Source organism: Pseudomonas lactis, assembly GCF_001439845.1.
Taxonomy (GTDB): Bacteria; Pseudomonadota; Gammaproteobacteria; order Pseudomonadales; family Pseudomonadaceae; genus Aquipseudomonas; species Aquipseudomonas lactis.
On record NZ_JYLO01000009.1, the window covers coordinates 115,912 to 134,544 of the forward strand.

General features: G+C 61.0%; 16 protein-coding genes and 3 pseudogenes. 10 read left to right on the forward strand and 9 right to left on the reverse strand.

The annotated features are described in order from the left end of the window. The first annotated feature begins 18 nt into the window (after positions 1 to 18). Positions 19 to 1,107 (forward strand): 4-hydroxyphenylpyruvate dioxygenase, encoded by a 1,089-nt coding sequence (hppD, locus tag TX24_RS16675; RefSeq protein WP_003821169.1) that lies wholly within the window; start codon positions 19 to 21, stop codon positions 1,105 to 1,107. A gap of 320 nt (positions 1,108 to 1,427) precedes the next feature. Then, complete coding sequence (locus TX24_RS16680; protein WP_003821171.1) at positions 1,428 to 2,321, forward strand: LysR family transcriptional regulator; 894 nt, start codon at positions 1,428 to 1,430, stop codon at positions 2,319 to 2,321. 26 nt (positions 2,322 to 2,347) lie between these two features. Here TX24_RS16680 and TX24_RS16685 read toward each other — a convergent pair whose 3' ends face one another. After that, positions 2,348 to 2,656, reverse strand: a complete 309-nt coding sequence (locus TX24_RS16685) for a helix-turn-helix domain-containing protein (protein WP_017642573.1) — start codon at positions 2,654 to 2,656, stop codon at positions 2,348 to 2,350. Between the two features lie 95 nt (positions 2,657 to 2,751). On the opposite strand from TX24_RS16685, the gene TX24_RS16690 reads away from it, so the two are divergent. After that, positions 2,752 to 3,393, forward strand: coding sequence for a substrate-binding domain-containing protein (locus TX24_RS16690; RefSeq protein ID WP_023110687.1), 642 nt, complete (start codon positions 2,752 to 2,754; stop codon positions 3,391 to 3,393). 48 nt (positions 3,394 to 3,441) lie between these two features. Here the strand turns inward: TX24_RS16690 and TX24_RS16695 are convergent, their stop codons facing one another. Then, the gene (locus tag TX24_RS16695) at positions 3,442 to 5,385 is read right to left on the reverse strand and encodes a tyrosine-type recombinase/integrase (RefSeq protein ID WP_017642575.1); all 1,944 of its coding nucleotides are present in this window, start codon (positions 5,383 to 5,385) and stop codon (positions 3,442 to 3,444) included. A 234-nt stretch (positions 5,386 to 5,619) separates the two neighbouring features. Between TX24_RS16695 and TX24_RS16700 the strand changes: the two are divergent. After that, positions 5,620 to 6,606, forward strand: a pseudogene (locus tag TX24_RS16700) (efflux RND transporter permease subunit); the annotation flags it as partial. 142 nt (positions 6,607 to 6,748) lie between these two features. Here the strand turns inward: TX24_RS16700 and TX24_RS16705 are convergent. The 3 genes from TX24_RS16705 to TX24_RS16715 form a co-directional block, all read right to left on the reverse strand. Continuing rightward, complete coding sequence (locus TX24_RS16705) at positions 6,749 to 8,140, reverse strand: heavy metal sensor histidine kinase (protein WP_057710676.1); 1,392 nt, start codon at positions 8,138 to 8,140, stop codon at positions 6,749 to 6,751. Continuing rightward, entirely contained in the window at positions 8,137 to 8,811 is a 675-nt protein-coding gene (locus tag TX24_RS16710; RefSeq protein WP_003188303.1) for a heavy metal response regulator transcription factor, read from the reverse strand. The genes TX24_RS16705 and TX24_RS16710 overlap by 4 nt, the downstream gene beginning before the upstream one ends. A 338-nt stretch (positions 8,812 to 9,149) precedes the next feature. Next, positions 9,150 to 10,469, reverse strand: a complete 1,320-nt coding sequence (locus tag TX24_RS16715; RefSeq protein WP_057710677.1) for an OprD family porin — start codon at positions 10,467 to 10,469, stop codon at positions 9,150 to 9,152. Between the two features lie 226 nt (positions 10,470 to 10,695). On the opposite strand from TX24_RS16715, the gene TX24_RS16720 reads away from it, so the two are divergent. The 4 genes and pseudogenes from TX24_RS16720 to TX24_RS16730 all read left to right on the forward strand — a co-directional run bounded on the left by TX24_RS16720 (position 10,696) and on the right by TX24_RS16730 (position 13,077). After that, the gene (locus tag TX24_RS16720) at positions 10,696 to 11,028 is read left to right on the forward strand and encodes a DUF2790 domain-containing protein (RefSeq protein ID WP_003188305.1); all 333 of its coding nucleotides are present in this window, start codon (positions 10,696 to 10,698) and stop codon (positions 11,026 to 11,028) included. Positions 11,029 to 11,214: 186 nt separating this feature from the next. Next, positions 11,215 to 11,901 (forward strand): annotated as a pseudogene (locus tag TX24_RS32950) (PAS domain-containing protein); the annotation flags it as partial. A gap of 108 nt (positions 11,902 to 12,009) precedes the next feature. After that, positions 12,010 to 12,441: pseudogene (locus TX24_RS32955) on the forward strand (methyl-accepting chemotaxis protein); the annotation flags it as partial. 60 nt (positions 12,442 to 12,501) lie between these two features. Further along, positions 12,502 to 13,077 carry a flavin reductase family protein gene (locus tag TX24_RS16730; RefSeq protein WP_003188308.1) on the forward strand — a complete coding sequence of 192 codons (576 nt, stop codon included), beginning with the start codon at positions 12,502 to 12,504 and terminating at the stop codon, positions 13,075 to 13,077. A 139-nt stretch (positions 13,078 to 13,216) separates the two neighbouring features. Here TX24_RS16730 and TX24_RS16735 read toward each other — a convergent pair whose 3' ends face one another. Then, on the reverse strand, positions 13,217 to 14,026 hold the full coding sequence (locus TX24_RS16735) for an AraC family transcriptional regulator (RefSeq protein ID WP_057710679.1): 810 nt from the start codon (positions 14,024 to 14,026) through the stop codon (positions 13,217 to 13,219). A gap of 136 nt (positions 14,027 to 14,162) precedes the next feature. Between TX24_RS16735 and TX24_RS16740 the strand changes: the two genes are divergently transcribed. Continuing rightward, the gene (locus TX24_RS16740) at positions 14,163 to 14,801 is read left to right on the forward strand and encodes a LysE family translocator (protein ID WP_003188312.1); all 639 of its coding nucleotides are present in this window, start codon (positions 14,163 to 14,165) and stop codon (positions 14,799 to 14,801) included. Between the two features lie 44 nt (positions 14,802 to 14,845). Continuing rightward, entirely contained in the window at positions 14,846 to 15,943 is a 1,098-nt protein-coding gene (ddlA, locus tag TX24_RS16745) for a D-alanine--D-alanine ligase (protein ID WP_057710680.1), read from the forward strand. Between the two features lie 22 nt (positions 15,944 to 15,965). Here ddlA and TX24_RS16750 read toward each other — a convergent pair whose 3' ends face one another. The 3 genes from TX24_RS16750 to ggt all read right to left on the reverse strand — a co-directional run bounded on the left by TX24_RS16750 (position 15,966) and on the right by ggt (position 18,611). Continuing rightward, positions 15,966 to 16,280 carry a helix-turn-helix domain-containing protein gene (locus TX24_RS16750; RefSeq protein WP_019817027.1) on the reverse strand — a complete coding sequence of 105 codons (315 nt, stop codon included), beginning with the start codon at positions 16,278 to 16,280 and terminating at the stop codon, positions 15,966 to 15,968. After that, positions 16,267 to 16,509 carry a hypothetical protein gene (locus TX24_RS16755; protein ID WP_222936352.1) on the reverse strand — a complete coding sequence of 81 codons (243 nt, stop codon included), beginning with the start codon at positions 16,507 to 16,509 and terminating at the stop codon, positions 16,267 to 16,269. Before TX24_RS16755 ends, TX24_RS16750 begins: the two co-directional genes overlap by 14 nt. A 272-nt stretch (positions 16,510 to 16,781) precedes the next feature. Next, on the reverse strand, positions 16,782 to 18,611 hold the full coding sequence (gene ggt, locus TX24_RS16760) for a gamma-glutamyltransferase (RefSeq protein WP_057710682.1): 1,830 nt from the start codon (positions 18,609 to 18,611) through the stop codon (positions 16,782 to 16,784). Positions 18,612 to 18,633: the final 22 nt, after the last annotated feature.

The following is an 18,633-nucleotide window of genomic DNA, read 5'->3' on the forward strand; positions in this document are numbered from 1 at the left end:
CCAAGAGAGACACCCCTGATGACCGACCTTTTTGACAACCCGATGGGCCTGTGCGGCTTTGAATTCGTCGAGTTCGCCTCGCCGACGCCCGGCGTGCTGGAGCCGCTGTTCGAGAAGCTCGGCTTCACCGAGGTGGCCCGGCATCGCTCCAAGGACGTATCGCTCTACCGCCAGGGCGACATCAACTTCATCGTCAACCGCGAGCCTAAAAGCCAGGCGGCGTATTTCGCGGGCGAGCACGGCCCCAGCCCCTGCGGGCTGGCGTTCCGCGTCAAGGATTCGCACAAGGCCTACCACCGCGCGCTGGAGCTGGGCGCGCAGCCGATGGACATTCCCACTGGCCCGATGGAGTTGCGCCTACCGGCGATCAAGGGCATCGGCGGCGCGCCGCTGTACCTGATCGATCGCTTCGAGGACGGCAAGTCCATCTACGACATCGACTTCGAATTCCTACCCGGTGTGGATCGCCGTCCCAAAGGCCACGGCTTCTCGATCGTCGATCACCTCACACACAACGTCTATCGCGGCCGCATGACGTACTGGGCCGACTTCTACACGAAGTTCTTCAACTTCCAGGAGATCCGCTACTTCGACATCAACGGCGAGTACACCGGCCTGGCTTCCAAGGCGATGAGCGCGCCGGACGGCCTGATCCGCATCCCGCTGAACGAGGAAGCACGCCAGGGCGGCGGCCAGATTGAGGAATTCTTGATGCAGTTCAGCGGCGAGGGCATCCAGCACATCGCCCTGCTGTGCGACAACCTACTCGATGCGCTCGACCGCGTGCAGATGGCCGGTATCCCGCTGCTGACCGCCCCCAACGACATCTATTACGCAAACTTGGAAAAGCGCCTGCCCGGCCATGGCCAGCCCGTGCCCGAGTTGCAGGCGCGCGGCATTCTGCTCGACGGCACGACCGAAGGCGGCCAGCCCCGCCTGCTGCTGCAGATATTCTCCGAGCCGCTGCTTGGCCCGGTGTTCTTCGAGTTCATCGAGCGCAAGGGCAACTACCGCGAGGGCTTCGGCGAAGGAAACTTCGGCGCCTTGTTCGAGTCGATGGAACGCGACCAGATCAACCGTGGCTCGTTGGAAATCAACCCGGCCTGATTTGGGCTTTTCCATGAAGGCAGAGCGCCTTCGGTCCTACATCTCGCGAGCCCCTCTGTGGGCTCGCGCTACTTTGGCGTCAGTACGGCCTTAGCCGCTCAAGCATTGAGCGGGTTGGGTTCGGCGTCACGTTCCGAAACAGTTGCTACCACTCTTGACTTGAGTTAATACATGAACATATGTATTCTTATTCAGATACACCGATGGCCTTTTTCCTCGCCCTGAAGAGGGACCCAGCACTACCTCGCCCCCTCTAAGCGCACTTCGGCAGCAATGCGCCGTGGCCAACCCAATGACCAGGATTGCTGAAGGACGTGCCCATGGAACTTCGTCATTTGCGCTGCTTCGTGGCTCTCGCCGAAGAGCTGCATTTCACCCGTGCTGCGGAGCGCTTGCACATCGAGCAGCCGCCGCTGTCCCGCACGATCAAGGAATTGGAAGACGAACTGGGGGTGCTGCTCTTTGACCGCGATCGGCGGGGAACGCGGTTGACGCCAGCGGGTACCACCTTCCTTCAGGACATTCGCCGGCTGTTCACCAACCTGGAGCAGGCACGAGAAAACGTCAGGGCGATCGCCGCAGGCCTAAGAGGCAGCGTGCGCATCGCCATCTCCGATGGCGCCATCGACCCGCGGCTGTCTGCACTTCTTGCCCTGTGCCGCCAGGAGGAGCCGGAGATCGAAATACGGCTCTCCGAGGTCACCCTGGCGGAACAGTTGCGGGGGCTGCGATCCGGCGACTTCGCGATCGGTTTCGCACACACTGCGGACGTCGGCGACGGACTGGTGACGGAGCCCATCTGGCAGGACCCGCTGGTGGTGACCTTGCCGATCCGGCACCCGTTGCTGGCCCACAAGGAAGTGTCGCTACGTGAACTCGTGAGTTACCCGCTGGTGATGTGCGATCCGCAGCTTTGCGAGGGCTACTGCCGCGAATTGACCCGGCTGCTACATCCCCTGGAGCGCGAGTCCACCATCGTTGAGCATGTCTCGTCGCTGGACATGATGCTCACGTTGGTCGGAGCTGGTTACGGCATCGGCTTCGCAACGGCGACCCGAATCGCGGTATGCCAACGTCCCGACGTGGTGATCCGGCCGTTGGCGCTCGATTCGGCCGTCATCATCACCTACCTGCTTCGGCCCGAAGGCGGTAGCGGACTATCCGTTCCCGTAGAGCGCTTCATCGAGCGTTTGCGTTCGCCAAAGAGCGATTAGCTACGGCGCCTGCGCCACACCCGGCGTCACGCATCGCCCTGAAGGTAGAGGTTGCGCTCCGTGGCCGTCATCAGTTCGGCCGAGCTGATCTTGAGAGCCAGGGAAATTTTTAGAATGAGAGCGAGTGTCGGCATGTGCTCGCCGCGCTCAATCTTGCCCATGTGCGAACGCGCGATCCCCGCCAAGCCCGCGAACTCATCCTGAGCAATCCCCTGATCCAGGCGAGCGGCTCGCACCGCTTGCCCGAACGCCAACGCCGGTGCGGACTCATAGGTGGTTACTCCGGCGGGCCGTCCAGGCCGAATAGTGCGCTTCTGCATTCGCAGAAGCGTCATGGAATCACTGATCTTTAACCACGTTAAAGATATCTCTTTAGTATGATGTCGGTAGATCTTTTCGATCCCCTCCCGCCGCCTCTTTGGGGGTATCCATGCATGACGTCATCAGTCCGCCCCCGAATTTCACACTCGCCATAGCGCCAGGTGTACCGTCTTCACGGCTGTCGGCGCTGCTTGCACTGCAGCGAGCGCAGGAGCCGGGCGTCGCGATGGCCGTGCGTGAAGTTTCGGATCAAGAGTTGATGACGGGCCTGCAGGAGGGCCGCTACGACGCGGGACTATCTCTTAGCGGTGCGGGGGATCACCTGACGAGTAGCCGGAGGCTATGGTGCGAAAGCATGGCCGTTGCGATACCACCGCGGTCCCGCTTAGTTAACCAGGCGAAGCTCACCATCTCAGATCTTCAGGATTATCCAATCTATCGCTGGCGGGTGGAGGCTTGCCCCTTGCTGGACGAGAGGTTGGCCTCCCTCATGCCAGTGGACCAAGAGAACATCCTGTCTGCAACTTCATTCGAGATGATGGCGCTGTGGGTCTCATCCGGCTACGGCATCGGCGTATGCGCGCAATCGCGCATCGAGCGTGCCCATCAATGGGGGATCGGCATGCGACCGCTCGCCGATGGCCCCTACAATATCGTGACGTACCTCCAACGGCCCCACGCGCAAGCCGATTCTGCTGCCAAGCGGTTCGAGCGTAGAGCGCTACAGATTGCTGGGGAAGGTGCAAGGTGATGGGCCTACGGCCGGAAGCGTCATCCCGGCCATAGGCTGACCCGTGGATTAGGTTCCCTCGATCACCACAGCGCTGTCCACTAGCCTACGAACGCTCTGCCGCACATCTTCCGGGACGGGCTGCGGGGCGACGGCCTTGGGCACATCCTCGTGATGCTGGTAGTCGCCCATGATGACCCGTACGATCGCCGGCACGTTGGTCGGCGTGACCGCATCGATGGCGGCGCGATCGCCCAGGTCAGGGTGCGGCTGGGTCAGCATGCGGTAAAGTCCCCAAGAATCCGCGTGCGGGCACTGGTTCATGAGCACCTGGGCCAGCCTGTGTTTGAGCGGCACCAGTTGCCAGTCCGGAACACGCTGTCCCCGATTGCCAAGGCTGATAGCCAGCAACTTTCCGGCTTTCAGTTCGCGGTTGATCTGGTCCTTGGACTTCCCGGCCAGCTTGCCGAACAACGGGACCGGCAGGCTGTTCGGCGACTCATAGATAGCCAGCATTTCCTCGCGCTCGCGCTGGATCGCGGACACTTCCGGCTCTGGGACATGCACCGGAGGCGGCGGCAGATGCGACAGTCTCCGGAACGTGATTCCGCCGCTGCTCGAAGTGACGACAATGGGCGTTGCGACAAGGGACTGCACGCCGGGCACAGGGGGCTCGGCCACGATGGGGGCCGCACCCACCGCCTCTTCCACTTCTGCCATCGCAGGCACCCCATCGATGCGGATGGTCAGGTGTGCGCTCGCAGCTTCTACCTCGCCCTGTTCGAGCAGGTCGAGGCGATCGGCCCAGTCCTGCATCATCCGGCGCCTCGGCTCCACGTATTTGGCGTGGTTGTAGGCCGAGCTGACCTTGTTGGGGTCGGAGTGCGATAGCTGTGCATCCACCCAAATTTTCGGATAGCCGATTTCGTTGAGCGCCGTCGAGATGGTGCCGCGGATGCCGTGCCCGGTCAGGCGCCCCTCGTAACCCATGAGCTGCAAGGCCTTGTTCAGCGTATTTTCGCTGATGCGCTTCTTGAGTTCGCTGGTATGAGCCAACAAGTACTTCTGCGCCGGCCGCATCGCGCTCAGAAGATAGCGCACGATCTCGATGGCCTGCAGAGAGAGGGGCACGATGTAGGGCGGCACGTCCTGCGGCCGCTTACCGGCCTTGCGCATTTCGTCCTGGAGCTGCTTGACGAATTGTGGCGGGATGATCCACAAGCCGCGGTCGAGGTCGAACTGCTCAGGCTCGGCCAGCCGCAATTCGCCCGTCCGCACCCCAGTTAACAACAGCAGCCGCACACCAAGCTGGGTCTGCCAGCCGCGGGGGGTGTAGAGCCGAAGCTTCTGAAGGAACTCGGGCATCTCGGGCAGGTGCAGATAGGGATTGTGGGTCACCGGGGGCTTGGGTTCGGCCACCACATCCAGGTCAGCAGCAGGGTTGACCTCCAAGCCCTCGGCAACGACCAAGGCATAGCGGAACATCTGGTTGAACCAGGTGCGAACCTTCTCGGCGGTGGTGAACGCTTTGCGCTTCTCGATCGCCGCCAGAACTCCCAGGAGCTGAGGGCGGCGAATGTCGTAGATCGACATCTTCCCTAAGGCGGGCAGCACGTCCTTGTTGAAGATGCGCAGAATCTGCGACAGGGTGCTCTGGCGGCCTTCCTTGAGTTCCTTGCGGCGATGCTCGACCCAGGCATCAAAAACGTTCCTAAAGGTGTATTCACCCGCCAATTTGGCCGCGTGCCGGCGCTGGTCACGCTCGATTTGCGGATCAACCCCCCTGGCAAGCAGGGCTTGGGCCTTATCCCGCTCGGCGCGGGCCTCGCGCAAGCTGAGGGCAGGATATCCGCCCAGGGACATACGTTTTTGCTTGCCCAGCCAGTAGTAGCGAAACATCCACGACTTACCGCCTGCAGCAGAGACCATCAGGCCCAGGCAGTCATTATCGGAGAGGGTGTAGCGTTTTCCGGTGGTTCTTGCCTGCCGGACGGTCAGATCAGAGAGTGCCATTTCGAGGCTCCTAAGTAATGACTTAGGCCCTATGCTCGTCATGGTTCCCGCTCAGCCCCAGCAACTATCCGGTAGCCGTCCCACCCGTATTCTTGTGCCTCAATTGGTCACTCAAAAACGGTAGCTGTGGGTGGATTTCCGTGGCGCTCGCTGGAATGGAAAAAGGGGCCGAAGCCCCTTTTTTCAATGACTTACAGACGTCAGTAGAAGTCTGTAGATCATAATTTGGAGCGGGAACAGACCTCCGGCCTGCCGGTGCTGACCATCAATATCGACCGCGACAAGGCCGCTCGCTTTGGCCTGAATGTGGGTGATGTGCAGGACACCATCGCCGTCGCGGTCGGTGGGCGCCAGGCCGGTACGTTGTACGAGGGCGATCGGCGTTTTGACATGGTGGTGCGCTTGTCCGACACGTTGCGCACCGATATCGACGGCTTGTCACGGCTGTTGATCCCGGTGCCGGCGCTGGCGAGTAGTACCTCGGGGCAGTTGGGCTTTATCGCCTTGTCCCAGGTTGCCAGCCTCGACCTGGTGCTGGGCCCCAACCAGATCAGCCGCGAGAACGGCAAGCGCCTGGTGATCGTCAGCGCCAACGTGCGTGGGCGCGATATTGGCTCGTTTGTCGAGGAGGCCGAAGCCGCCATCACCACCCAGGTGAAGGTCCCTGCCGGTTACTGGACCACCTGGGGCGGCCAGTTCGAACAGTTGAAGGAGGCTTCTGAACGCTTGCGCATCGTGGTGCCGGTGGCCTTGCTGTTGGTGTTCGGGTTGCTGTTCATGATGTTCAACAACCTCAAGGACGGCCTGCTGGTGTTTACCGGCATCCCCTTCGCGCTCACCGGCGGGATCATGGCCCTGTGGCTGCGCGATATTCCGTTGTCGATTTCAGCGGGGGTGGGCTTTATCGCCTTGTCGGGCGTGGCGGTGCTTAATGGCCTGGTGATGATTGCCTTCATCCGAAACCTGCGCGAGGAAGGCCGCTCATTATCGGTGGCGATCCACGAAGGCGCGTTGACCCGCCTGCGCCCGGTGCTGATGACGGCGCTGGTGGCGTCCCTGGGCTTTATCCCCATGGCACTCGCCACCGGCACCGGCGCCGAAGTGCAGCGCCCGTTGGCGACGGTGGTGATTGGCGGGATTATTTCTTCGACCTTGCTGACCTTGCTGGTGCTGCCGGCGTTGTACCAGTGGGCTCATCGCCGCGATGAAGAGACCGCCTGACAACCGTGAAAACGCCGCAATGTGCGGGCTTACCCTCTGTAGGAGCGAGCTTGCTCGCGAAAAACCCTAGGCGCCGCGTTTATTCAGGAAACACGCGTTATCGTTGACGTTTTTCGCGAGCAAGCTCGCTCCTACATTGGGCCTAGGCTGGCTTCGAAGGAAACACAAGGCTGAACCGCGTAAAACGTCCAGCCTGGCTGGTGACATGAGCATGCCCCTGATGCAAATGCATGATCGATTTCACAATGGCCAGTCCCAGCCCGGTGCCGCCCTCTGCACGGGTACGGCTGCTGTCGGCGCGGTAGAAGCGTTCGAACAGGTGCGGCAGGTGGTGCGCTTCAATACCTCGCCCCGGGTTGCCCACCGACAGCGATACGCTCTGCTCGTAGGTCTCCACCAACAGCAACACGGTGGAGCCCTCGGGTGTGTGGCGAATGGCATTGGAGAGCAAATTGGAAATCGCCCGCTGGATCATCAGGCGGTCGCCCGTCACCCAGGCATCGCCGCGCAGGCTCAGGGTGATGTGTTTGTCTTCGGCACTCAGGGCAAACAACTCCATCACGCGCTGGGCTTCCTGCGCCAGGGACACCTCGGTGAATGAGGCCCGCGCCGCCGGATGGCTGACCTGCGCCAGAAACAGCATGTCGCTGACAATCCGCGCCAGGCGTTCGAGCTCTTCGGTGCTGGACTCCAGCACCGCCTTGTATTCCTGCGGTGGGCGTTGGCGCGACAGGGTCAACTGGGCCTTGCCCATCAGGTTGGTCAGCGGCGCGCGCAGTTCGTGGGCCAAGTCGTCGGAGAACTGCGAGAGTTGCTGCACCCCGGCATCCAGGCGGTCGAGCATCACGTTGATGCCGTGGGCCAGTTCACCCAGTTCGTGGGGCAGGTTGTCTAGGGACAAGCGATGGGTGAGGTCTTGGGTGGTGACTTTCGCCGCCACCTGGCTGAACTGCTTCAACGGCGCCAGGCCGCGTTGCACCAGCCACCAGGCACCCATGCCAATCAGTATCAACAGCAGCGGCAGCGCAATCAGCGTGGCGCGCAGGTAGGCACTGAGCAACGCCTGGTCGTCCATGCGGTCCAGGGACAGCAGCACCCGCACACGTTCACCGTTGGCCAGGCGCATCAAGCTGGAGGCACTGAGTATCTGGTTGCCGTAGCTGTCGACCCAATTGAGGTAACCAAGGGTTTCCCGTGGTTTGAAGTCAGTGAGCAGCGGTTCCTGGGGCTTGCTGCCGACGTTCAGCAGCACGCTGTTATCGGGCGCGGTGCCGACAATGGTCAGGTGGAAGTTGTCGTGGCCCATCACCAGGTCCATCAGTGAGTGTGGGCGAGCGCGAATACCGTGGGCATCCAGGCCCAGGGCCAGGCTGTGCTGGATCTGTTCCATCTTGCTTTCGAGGTTCTTGCGCGCGAGTTTTTCCAGCTCATGGGTGAGGGCCAGGTAGGCCAGGGTTGCCAGCAGCAGCACCAGGCCCGCGCCCATCAGGCTGACCGTCAGGCCCAGGCGCATCGACAGGCTGCCGGTCTTCATGGGCGCGCTTCCAGCACGTAGCCCACGCCACGAATGGTGTGGATCAGCTTGACCTCGCTCTGGTCATCCACCTTGGCGCGCAGGCGGCTGATGGAGACTTCCACCACATTGGTGTCGCAGTCGAAATTCATGTCCCAGACCAGGGAAATAATCTGCGTGCGGGTCAGCACTTCGCCGGCCTGGCGCATCAGTACTTGCAGCAGGGCGAACTCCTTGGTGGTCAGGTCGATGCGCCGGGCGCCGCGATAAGCGCGGTGGCGACGCGGGTCCAGTTCCAGGTCCGAGACGCGGAACACTTCCGGCTGTGGAATGTGCTCGCTGCGGCGCATCAGGGTGCGCACCCGTGCCAGCAGTTCGGGAAACTCGAACGGCTTGACCAGGTAGTCGTCGGCGCCCATGTCCAGGCCCTTGATCTTGTCAGCCAGCCGGCCACGGGCGGTGAGCATCATCACGCGCTGGGTACCATTGCGGCGCAATTCTTCCAGTACTTGCCAGCCATCCTTGCCCGGCAGATTGACGTCCAGAATCACCAGTTCATAGGCGTGTTGCCCGGCCAGGTGCAGGCCGTCGATGCCATTGGCGGCGCAGTCGACCACGTAGCCACTTTCGTTCAGGCCCTGTTGCAGGTAGTCGGCGGTTTTCTGCTCGTCTTCAACCACAAGAATACGCATGGGGGGGTTACCTCTTGAATTAGGGGAGAGAAGGCGCCCATGTCCCTATGGCGGCGGTTATCGGAGTAGGAAAAGTCTGAAGGCTAAAGTAACTACAGGGTCAACTGCGACCATCGGCCGCATGGAGCAGCAGGCAAAAAAAACGCCCCAAGCGGGGCGTTAAAAATTCATCTCTTTCCAAAGGAGCTACACAAAAGCTTCAGAGATGAATGTGCTCGGTGAATAAGTTGAAGCGAGTATAGAAAGTTCCACTTAACGAGAAGCTGAGGCCAATATTACAATTTTGATAACTGGCTATTTGTGAACAGATGTTAGTTAATCGCGAGCGAATGTAAGGGCTACAACACGACCAAGGGGTATTCGGCAATCAGACGAACTTCTTCCAGGTCTGACTCGAACGCACTGGAGCGCACGGTGGCCTGGCGCACGCGCAGGGACAAATCCTTCAAACGCCCACTTTGCACCACGTACTTGGCCTCGATATCCCGTTCCCAACGGCGTTGATCGGTCAACGGGTTACCCGCTGCATCGCGGCGCATATACACGGCATTGGCGTTGCTGTAGTCGGCGCCGGTGCCTTTGCCGTAGCGGGTCATGAACGACAGGCCGGGAATGCCGAACGCCTGCATGTCCAGGTCGTAGCGCACCATCCATGAGCGCTCCTTGGGCGCGTTGAAGTCGCTGTACTGGATCGAGTTATTGAGGAAGATCGAGTCTGACTGGCGCAGGTAGTCGAAATCATCGTCGCCGTTGTTACGTTGGTGGGACACGGCCAGGCTGTGGGCACCGACCTTGACCCCGAGCCTGGCGCTCCAGATGTTGTTGTCGAACTCGCCGAGCCGTTTCTGGCCTTCGTCCACGGCCTTGTAGTAGTTGAAGTCGCCGAACAATGACATGTCGTCGGTCAATGCGTAATTGGCATTGCTGCCGAAGTAGTACTGGTCCCAGGCGTCCTTCAAGCGGCTGCTGTACAGGCTAAAGCCCAGGTGGCTGTTGAGCTGATAGTCACCGCCGAAGTAGGCGATCCAGGGCGAGTCGACCTTGCCTGCATAGAAGGTGGCAAAGCCTTTGTTCATGCCGCTTTCACTGGGCTGGCTCATGCCGCTCAGGCGCCCGCCTTGCAGGCTCAAGCCTTCCAGGCTGGTGTTTTGCAGGGTGACGCCGCGAAAGCTCTCGGGCAACAGGCGAGAGTCGCCGTAGGCCACCACCGGGGTGAGTGGGAACACGTCGCCGGCCTTGATCACCGTGTCCAGCACGCGCAGTTTTGCCGCGCCGCCGATTTTGCTGTAGCTGTTTTCCGGCTGGTTGTCGCTGTTCACCGGGAGCACGCCGAACGAGCCTTTGCCGCCGCTGCGGCCGCTGCCCGAGTCAAGCGTAAGGCCGTACATGGCGAACGCGTCCAGACCAAAACCCACGGTGCCCTGGGTAAAACCGGATTCGAATTTGCCAATAAAGCCCTGGGCCCAGGCTTCTGAGTAACCATTGCCAGTGGGGCTGGACTGGCCTTTGCGGTCATCGCGGTTGAAGTAGAAATTGCGTGCCAGCACGTTGATGCGACTGCCCTCGATAAAACCCTCGGGCTTGTCCTCCACCGCCATGGCGGCCATGGGCAGTGCAGCCATCAGTGAAAAGGGAAGGGTGTAATGACGAATGCTCATGATGCGCTCCTCGGTGATGGCAGTTATCAGCTTCTTATAGAGGCGGGCGTTCTTATTGATCTGGCCCTGGCTGATAGTTGCAAACGACGGATAACAGCTGCATGGCGCGAAGATTACAATTCTGGAAACTAACGGCCATCTAACAAATAAGTAATGTTCTGGTGAACCTGGCGTCAGGGTGGGTTGGTTAATCTCGACACTGAACTTTTCAGTCGAGGAAACCGCAATGAACTTTTATAAAGTAGGTGTGGCTGTATTAACGGCTGTGTTGTCATTTGGCGCGCTGGCCGAAGGGGGCGGGGATCGCACCTTTGCCCTGATGATGGAGCGCAATGAGAAAGCCATGGCCGCCTACGCGATCAAAAAAGGCAAGCCGGTGCCCGAGGTCCAGGCTTACCGCTATGGCATGGACCTGGACATTGCCAAGGTCGTCAACGTGACGCCGCCGATCCGCTCGTGCAACGTCGTGCCGTCGCGCATGACCTATGAAGACTCCAGCGGCAAGCTCAATACCCTGGAATATCAGGTCATGGGCGTATGCCGTAACAATGGCGGTTGAAAATATAGTTCGGCCCAGGGCTCAAGCGCTCTTCAGAAAACCCCGGCAGCGCCGATGCAAGTTAGAACACCCACCTCACTTGCCTAACGGTGCCCCATGTTCAATACCGGCCTGAAGCAGGAGCTGACCGCTCTGCGCGAAGAATTGTCGAGCTTGCTCCAGGTGAAAGAGAGCCTGGAAAACGAAATGCTCTGCCTGACACTGGACCCTGAAGGCCGTGTGGAGTGGGCCAATGCCAACTTCCTGCAGGAATTGGCTTATTCGTTGAGTGAAATTGTCGGGCGCGCGATCGAAGACCTGGTGCCAGCCCATGTGCGCCAGGACCCGTTCCAGCTGCGCTTCAAGCACGCGCTGGCCCGCGGCGAACACTTTGCCGGCGCCGTGCGCCTGATGCGTGGCAATGGCAAAGAGGCCTGGTTGCGCTCAATCGTGCAGCCGGTGCGCAGCTCTGAAGGGCGCATCAAGCAGTTTTCGATGTTCTCCAGCGACCTTACCCGCACCATCGAGAGTTCGCGTGAACATGAAAACCTCATCACTGCGTTGATGCGTTCCACCGCGTTGATCGAGTTCGACCTGGAAGGGCATGTGCTCACCGCCAATGACCGCTTCCTCGGCGCCATGGGATACAGCCTGGCGCAGATCGAAGGCAAGCATCACCGTATGTTCTGTGAACCGCAGGAATATAACAGTGCCGAATACCAGCAGTTCTGGAAGCGCCTGAACGCCGGTGAGTTCGTCGCCGCGCGCTTCAAACGAGTGGACAGCCACGGCCGCCTGGTGTGGTTGGAAGCCACCTACAACCCGGTGGTGGATGCCAATGAGCGACTGTACAAAGTGGTCAAGTTCGCCACGGTCATTACCGAGCAGGTCAACCGCGAGCAGGCGGTGGCCGAGGCCGCCAATATTGCCTACAGCACCTCTTTGCAAACCGACGACAGCGCCCAGCGCGGCACCACCGTGGTCACCCAGGCCGTGGACGTGATGCGCGACCTGGCCCAGCACATGCAACAGGCCGGTGAAGGCATCGAGGCGTTGAATGCCCAGTCCCAAGTGATTGGCAGCATCGTCAAGACCATCAGCGGCATTGCCGAGCAAACCAACCTGCTGGCGCTCAACGCCGCCATCGAAGCGGCGCGTGCCGGGGAGCAGGGGCGTGGCTTTGCGGTGGTGGCCGACGAAGTGCGGCAACTGGCGTCACGCACCAGCAAAGCCACCGAGGAAATTGTCGGTGTGGTGCGCCAGAACCAGGACATGGCCCGCGACGCGGTGGCCTTGATGGCCGACGGGCGGGCGCAAGCCGAGCAGGGCCTGGCCCTGGCGGCCGAGGCGGGTACTGTGATCGTCGAGATTCAAGACGGTGCGCAAAAAGTGGTGAGTGCGGTCGGGCAGTTTGCCAATCAGCTGTCGAGCTGACCTGTGGGGCTTGTGCTTGAGGTATCTTAGGTCTTTTCTCGCTTGCAGAGCTGATCGACCATGAGCCCTACGTTCCGTCGCCCTGTCCCACTGTCCAAAGCTTACCGTTTGCTCAACCACGGGCCGACCGTGTTGGTGAGCGCAGCCCACAATGGTCAGCGCAATATCATGGCCGCTGCCTGGGCCATGCCGCTGGATTTCGAACCACCGAAAGTCGCGGTGGTGCTCGACAAGGCCACCTGGACTCGCGAGCTACTGGAAGGCGCTGGTACCTTTGTGTTGCAGGTGCCTTGTGTTGCCCAGGCTGATCTGGTGCAGACGGTGGGCAATACCCGCGGTGTTGAAGCCGATAAATTCGCAGCCTACGGCTTGCACAGCTTCAGCGGTGAGCACACCGAGGCGCCGATGTTGGAAGGCTGTGTGGCCTGGTTGGAGTGCCGCCTGCTGCCCGAGCCGCATAATCAGCAGGCCTATGACCTGTTCCTGGGCGAAGTGGTCGCGGCTTATGCTGATGAGCGGGTATTCAGTGATGGCCACTGGCATTTTGAAGGGCATGATGAACTGCGCACGTTGCACCATGTGGCGGGTGGGAATTTCCTGGCCATTGGCCAACCGATTGTCGGGCGCCAGCTCTGACAGAGGCGCAAAGCCACGAAGATCAACTGTGGGAGCTGGCTTGCCTGCGATGGCATCATCTTGGTGTACCTGATGTACCGAGGTGTCTGCATCGCAGGCAAGCCAGCTCCCACAGTTTGAACGTATTCCAACCCAGTACTCAGCGTCCGAGCATTTTCACCCAACGCGATGGCGGCATGCCGTAGGTGCTGCGAAATTGGCGGGTCATGTGGCTTTGGTCGGTAAAGCCTGCGGTCATCGCCGCATCTACCAACGATTGGCCCTGGGCCAATAAGTGGCGCACCAGGTCCAGCCGGCGCATGGTCAGGTAGCGGTAGGGGCTGGTGCCGAACAACAGACGAAAATCCCGCGATAACGCCCAGCGGTCGCGGCCGGCATGGTCGGCAATTTCATCGAGGGTGATGCTGCGGCCCAGGGCGCTGTGGATGAATTCACGGGCGCGTTCGGCCGCGACGTAGTCGAAGGATTTACGGCGAATGAGGGCCCCGGACGCAGCGCTCAGCGCGTGGGCCAGGTCGAACAGGGCGTCTTGCTCTTGCATCGGGTCTATCGGGCAATCGAGGCTTTGTAGCAACACTTCGCTGGCGCGGTGCAGCCTTGGGTCGGTGGACAAACCGCCGGGGATAAACGGCAACGGCTGCCCACCGAGGATCTGCTGGATCAGCGCCGGCTCCACATAAATCATCCGGTACTTGAAACCTTCGTCGCTGCCGGCGCGGCCGTCATGGGTTTCATCCGGGTGGATCACCATGGTGGTGCCGGGCAGGCTGTGGGTCGTACCGCCGCGGTAATGAAAACTCTGCACGCCGAACAACGTGCGCCCGATGGCGTAGGTGTCATGGCGGTGGGGGTCGAAGGCGAAGCCGGCAAAGTACGCCTCGATACGGTCCAGGCCGCTGGCGTGGGGCGCGCGGTGCAGCCAGTCGAGGGAGTGGGTGGGGTTGCCCATGGTGACTTGTCACAAAAGGAGGTGGAAACACGTTAACTGAGTCTGCACCGGTTGTCTGCCGGGGTCTTGTACGATTGTGCAGGTGTGGGGCGAGGCCTATGATCCCTGTTCGTATACTGCGCTGTTGGTGCTCCCCATGGACTTTTTCAACCCCGCCTATGTGGCGCCGCTGGTCTCGCTCGCATTGCTGTGGACAGTCGCCGTGGTGACGCCTGGCCCCAACTTTTTCAATACGGCGCAGTTGGCCGCCAGCTGTTCTCGGCGTCACGGCGTAATGGCCTCGGCAGGCGTGGCCACTGGCACGATTATCTGGGGGCTGGCGGGCGGCCTGGGCATCAAGTCGCTGTTTACCGCCGCGCCCATGCTGTACTTGGCGTTCAAGATCATCGGCGGCTGTTACCTGATCTATCTTGGGCTGAAACTGTTCAAGCGCTCGGCGCCGACCACAGGGCAGACGGTGTTGCCCGATGAGCCGCGACGTTCATTGTTTTCCGCGTGGCGTTTCGGTTTATTGGGCAACTTGTCCAACCCCAAGGCCGCTCTGTTCGTCGCCACAGCCTTCGCCTCGACCATGCCGCCGTCACCATCGCCAGCGCTGCTGACCCTGGCGGTCATCACCATGGCAACCTTGTCGTTCAGTTGGTACTCCAGCGTAGCCCTGGTGTTTTCCAGCGAGCGCATGGCCAACCTCTACAGCCGTTCGCGCAAGTGGCTCGACCGCTTTGCCGGGAGCTGCTACCTGTTATTCGGTGCACATCTGGTAGCGAATCGCTGACCGCCCGTGGTAAGAAGCCTTACTTTCAACAGTGAGGCCGGGTCATGAGCAAGGTGCGGGTAGGTATTATTTTTGGGGGCCGTTCGGCTGAGCATGAGGTCTCGCTGCAATCGGCGCGCAACATTGTCGATGCCCTTGATCGCTCACGCTTCGAGCCGGTTTTGATCGGTATCGACAAGGCCGGTCACTGGCACCTCAATGACACCTCGAACTTCCTGCTCAACCAGGAAAACCCGGCGCTCATCGCCCTCAACCAGTCCAACCGTGAATTGGCCGTGGTGCCCGGCAAGGCCAGCCAGCAAGTGGTAGAGACCTCTGGCCAAGGCGTGCTTGAACACATCGACGTGATCTTCCCGATTGTCCACGGCACCCTCGGTGAAGACGGTTGCCTGCAAGGCTTGCTGCGCATGGCGGACTTGCCCTTCGTCGGTTCCGACGTGCTCGGCTCGGCGGTGTGCATGGACAAAGACATCAGCAAGCGCTTGCTGCGCGGCGCGGGCATTGCGGTCACGCCGTTCATCACCCTTACGCGAGCTAATGCGGCGCGCACCTCTTTTGAAACGGCCGCTGGCAAGCTCGGTGTGCCGATGTTCGTCAAGCCCGCCAACCAGGGTTCGTCGGTGGGGGTAAGCAAAGTCGGCAGCGAAGCCGAGTACCGCGCTGCCGTTGAACTGGCGTTGGGGTTTGATGAGAAGGTGCTGGTGGAGTCCGCCGTCCAGGGCCGTGAGATCGAATGCGCCGTGCTGGGCAATGACGAGCCCATCGCCAGCGGTTGTGGCGAGATCGTGGTGAGCAGTGGTTTCTATTCCTACGACAGCAAATACATCGATGGCCAGGCCGCCCAGGTAGTGGTGCCGGCGGCGATCAGTCATGACGCCAGCGAGCGGATCCGCAGCCTGGCCATTGAGGCGTTTGAAGTGTTGGGCTGCGCCGGGTTGGCGCGGGTAGATGTGTTCCTGACGCAGGACGGCGAAGTGCTGATCAACGAGATCAACTCACTGCCCGGTTTTACCCGCATCAGCATGTACCCCAAGCTGTGGCAGGCGGCAGGCATGAGCTACAGCGAGCTGGTGAGCCGGTTGATCGAGCTGGCGCTGGAGCGGCATGCGGGGCGCAAGGGCTTGAAGATCAACCGCCAGTGATTGGCCCGAAGCAGTAACGCGATCAGGCGTTACTGAGTACTTCGCGAAAAACGTCCGGCCTTATGGCCGCAATATGCAGTAGCGAACGTGCTGCTCCGGAAGGTGCGCGACGCCCTTGCTCCCATTCTTGAAGGGTTCTTACTGACACGCCCAGAAGCTCGGCAAATTTGGGTTGTGAGAGCCCTGTCTTGCTTCTTGCTTCGGCAGCCTGAGTGACCTCAACGTGCTGCACGGCCCCGTAACGTCCCGCTTTGACATCCTGAATGGCTGTGAGTAGTTCTTCGCCTATATTGCGTTTGGCGTCACGTTCCTTCAGTTCTTTATCAGTGAGTGGCATGGTTCATTTCCTTTGCGATTTTGTACAGGATATGTGCCGGAATATTCTCCGTGGCGCTCTTGCCATAAATCAGTAGCGCGACGACTGCTCCGCACTTCAGTTGTGTGGTGTAGATGACCCGCACTGATCCACTTTTACCCCGGCCCTCCATGCTCCAGCGTATCTTTCGGCAACCTCCCGAGCGCGGAATGACATTTCCAGCATCAGGATGGCTGGCGAGAAACGCCATGAAGATACCTTTTTCATCTTCAGTCCAATAGTCAGGCCATTGCCTGCTGAAGAGAGGGGATTCTATGAGAGTGAACACGCGAAATTCTACGTCTTTGACGTAGCCTCTGGCAAGAAAGGGCGGGCCAGAAAATCGCAGGTGAGATGGGGCTGCTCAAGAAGGTTTTTATCGCAAAAGATGACATGGCACTTTGAGTTCTGGCGCTCCGCGTAGGATTTAAGGCGTAAGGGTGCAGGTCTTTTTTTATAAGCCTGTACGGATAGATCAACACCTTAATCACCCAACGCCTCACCTTCACGCCGAGGGTCCGCGCCACCACTGAGCGTCACCTTGCCCTGGGCATCCCGTGTGCGCACGATGGCCTGCACGCCGCTGGTCATCTCGATCTCGCTCAGGGCGTGGCCCTTGTCCTTGAGCGCCTGTTTAAGCGCCGTGCTGAACAGCCCAGCTTCCAACTCGGTAGCACCATTGCGACTGCCGAAGTTGGGCAGGCTGATGGCCGCCTGCGGATCGAGCTTCCAGTCGAGCATGGCCACCAGGGATTTACTCACGTACTCGATGATCTGCGAGCCGCCGGGGGAGCCGACGGTAGCCAGCAGTTCGCCCGAGTTGCGGTCGAACACCAAGGTCGGCGCCATGGCCGAGCGTGGGCGTTTGCCCGGTTGCACGCGGTTGGCCACAGGCTGGCCGTTTTCTTCGGGGATGAAGGAGAAGTCGGTCATCTGGTTGTTGAGCAAAAAGCCCTGGACCATCACATGGGAGCCGAATGCCGCCTCCACCGTGGTGGTCATCGACACGGCGCCGCCCTGGTCGTCCACCGCCACCACTTGTGAGGTGGAGATGCGCAGTGGCGAGCGGTCTGGTGCGTACGCCACCTGAATACCAGCAGGTTGCCCCGGCTTGGCGATGCCCATGCTGCGCTCGCCGATCAGCGTGGCGCGCTGCGCCAGGTAACTCGGCGCGACGAGGCCGGCGACCGGGACGGGGGTGAAGTCTGCATCGGCCACGTACAGCGCGCGGTCGGCAAAGGCCAGGCGCCCGGCTTCGGCGAGCAGGTGCACGGCCTCGGGTGTCGGTTCAAGCCCGGCCGGCGAAGCACTCTTGACCGGTGTCATAGGGGCGATGGCCAGGCGCGGGGTGCGGGTTTCCAGCGCCTGCAGTGTCCCGAGGATCTGCGCCACGGCTATCCCGCCCGAGGACGGCGGTGGCATGCCGCAGACCTTCCATTGTTTGTAGTCGGTGCACAGCGGTGCGCGTTGCTTGGCGGCGTAGCCCTTGAGGTCGGCCTGGGACAAGCTGCCGGCATTGCGATGGCCCTGCACCTTGCGTGCGATCTCCTCGGCAATCGGGCCTTGGTACAGCGCGTCCGGCCCTTCCTTGGCGATGCGCTTGAACACGACGGCCAGTGCCGGGTTTTTCAGCAGCGTGCCGGTGGCTTTTGGCGAGCCATCGGCATTCAGGAAGTACGCCGCCATGTCGGGCGATTGCGCGATAAAGCGGTCTGCGGCGATCAAGCTGTGCAAGCGCGGGGAAATGGCGAAGCCTTGCTCCGACAAGTGAATCGCCGGCTCGAACAGCTTGGCCCATGGCAAGTGGCCGCTCTTTTTGTGCGCCATCTCCAGGGCGCGCAATACCCCTGGCGTGCCCACCGAGCGCCCGCCAATCTGCGCATCCGTGAACGCCATCGGCGTACCGTCGCCCTTCAGGAACAAGCGCTCCGTCGCCCCGGCCGGCGCAGTTTCGCGGCCGTCGTAAGCCTGCACGTTGTGCCCATCCCACAGCATGATGAATGCACCGCCGCCGATGCCGGACGACTGCGGTTCCACCAGGGTCAATACCGCTTGCATGGCAATCGCAGCATCAATAGCCGAACCGCCTTGGCGCAACATCTCACGCCCGGCTTCAGCGGCCAGAGGGTTGGCGGCGGCGGCCATATGGCGCTCGGCGTGGCGGGTGCTCAGGTCGGTGCGATAGCCCGAGCCCAGCTCCGGGGCCGGTGGCTGTTCGTTGACCGGCGTGTGGCAGGCGGCGAGGGCCAGGGCTGCGGCGATGACTGTCAGGCTGCGGCGGGAAATCAAAAACACGCGCTGAACTCCGTTCATAGTGAGAAGGGGCTGTTGTCCT

Bases quoted from the DNA above. Each gene is read 5' to 3' on its own strand.
- hppD (WP_003821169.1), top strand. From the start codon at position 19: ATGACCGACCTTTTTGACAACCCGATGGGCCTGTGCGGCTTTGAATTC.
- TX24_RS16680 (WP_003821171.1), top strand. From the start codon at position 1,428: ATGGAACTTCGTCATTTGCGCTGCTTCGTGGCTCTCGCCGAAGAGCTG.
- TX24_RS16685 (WP_017642573.1), bottom strand. From the start codon at position 2,656: ATGACGCTTCTGCGAATGCAGAAGCGCACTATTCGGCCTGGACGGCCC.
- TX24_RS16690 (WP_023110687.1), top strand. From the start codon at position 2,752: ATGCATGACGTCATCAGTCCGCCCCCGAATTTCACACTCGCCATAGCG.
- TX24_RS16695 (WP_017642575.1), bottom strand. From the start codon at position 5,385: ATGGCACTCTCTGATCTGACCGTCCGGCAGGCAAGAACCACCGGAAAA.
- TX24_RS16705 (WP_057710676.1), bottom strand. From the start codon at position 8,140: ATGAAGACCGGCAGCCTGTCGATGCGCCTGGGCCTGACGGTCAGCCTG.
- TX24_RS16710 (WP_003188303.1), bottom strand. From the start codon at position 8,811: ATGCGTATTCTTGTGGTTGAAGACGAGCAGAAAACCGCCGACTACCTG.
- TX24_RS16715 (WP_057710677.1), bottom strand. From the start codon at position 10,469: ATGAGCATTCGTCATTACACCCTTCCCTTTTCACTGATGGCTGCACTG.
- TX24_RS16720 (WP_003188305.1), top strand. From the start codon at position 10,696: ATGAACTTTTATAAAGTAGGTGTGGCTGTATTAACGGCTGTGTTGTCA.
- TX24_RS16730 (WP_003188308.1), top strand. From the start codon at position 12,502: ATGAGCCCTACGTTCCGTCGCCCTGTCCCACTGTCCAAAGCTTACCGT.
- TX24_RS16735 (WP_057710679.1), bottom strand. From the start codon at position 14,026: ATGGGCAACCCCACCCACTCCCTCGACTGGCTGCACCGCGCGCCCCAC.
- TX24_RS16740 (WP_003188312.1), top strand. From the start codon at position 14,163: ATGGACTTTTTCAACCCCGCCTATGTGGCGCCGCTGGTCTCGCTCGCA.
- ddlA (WP_057710680.1), top strand. From the start codon at position 14,846: ATGAGCAAGGTGCGGGTAGGTATTATTTTTGGGGGCCGTTCGGCTGAG.
- TX24_RS16750 (WP_019817027.1), bottom strand. From the start codon at position 16,280: ATGCCACTCACTGATAAAGAACTGAAGGAACGTGACGCCAAACGCAAT.
- TX24_RS16755 (WP_222936352.1), bottom strand. From the start codon at position 16,509: ATGGCGTTTCTCGCCAGCCATCCTGATGCTGGAAATGTCATTCCGCGC.
- ggt (WP_057710682.1), bottom strand. From the start codon at position 18,611: ATGAACGGAGTTCAGCGCGTGTTTTTGATTTCCCGCCGCAGCCTGACA.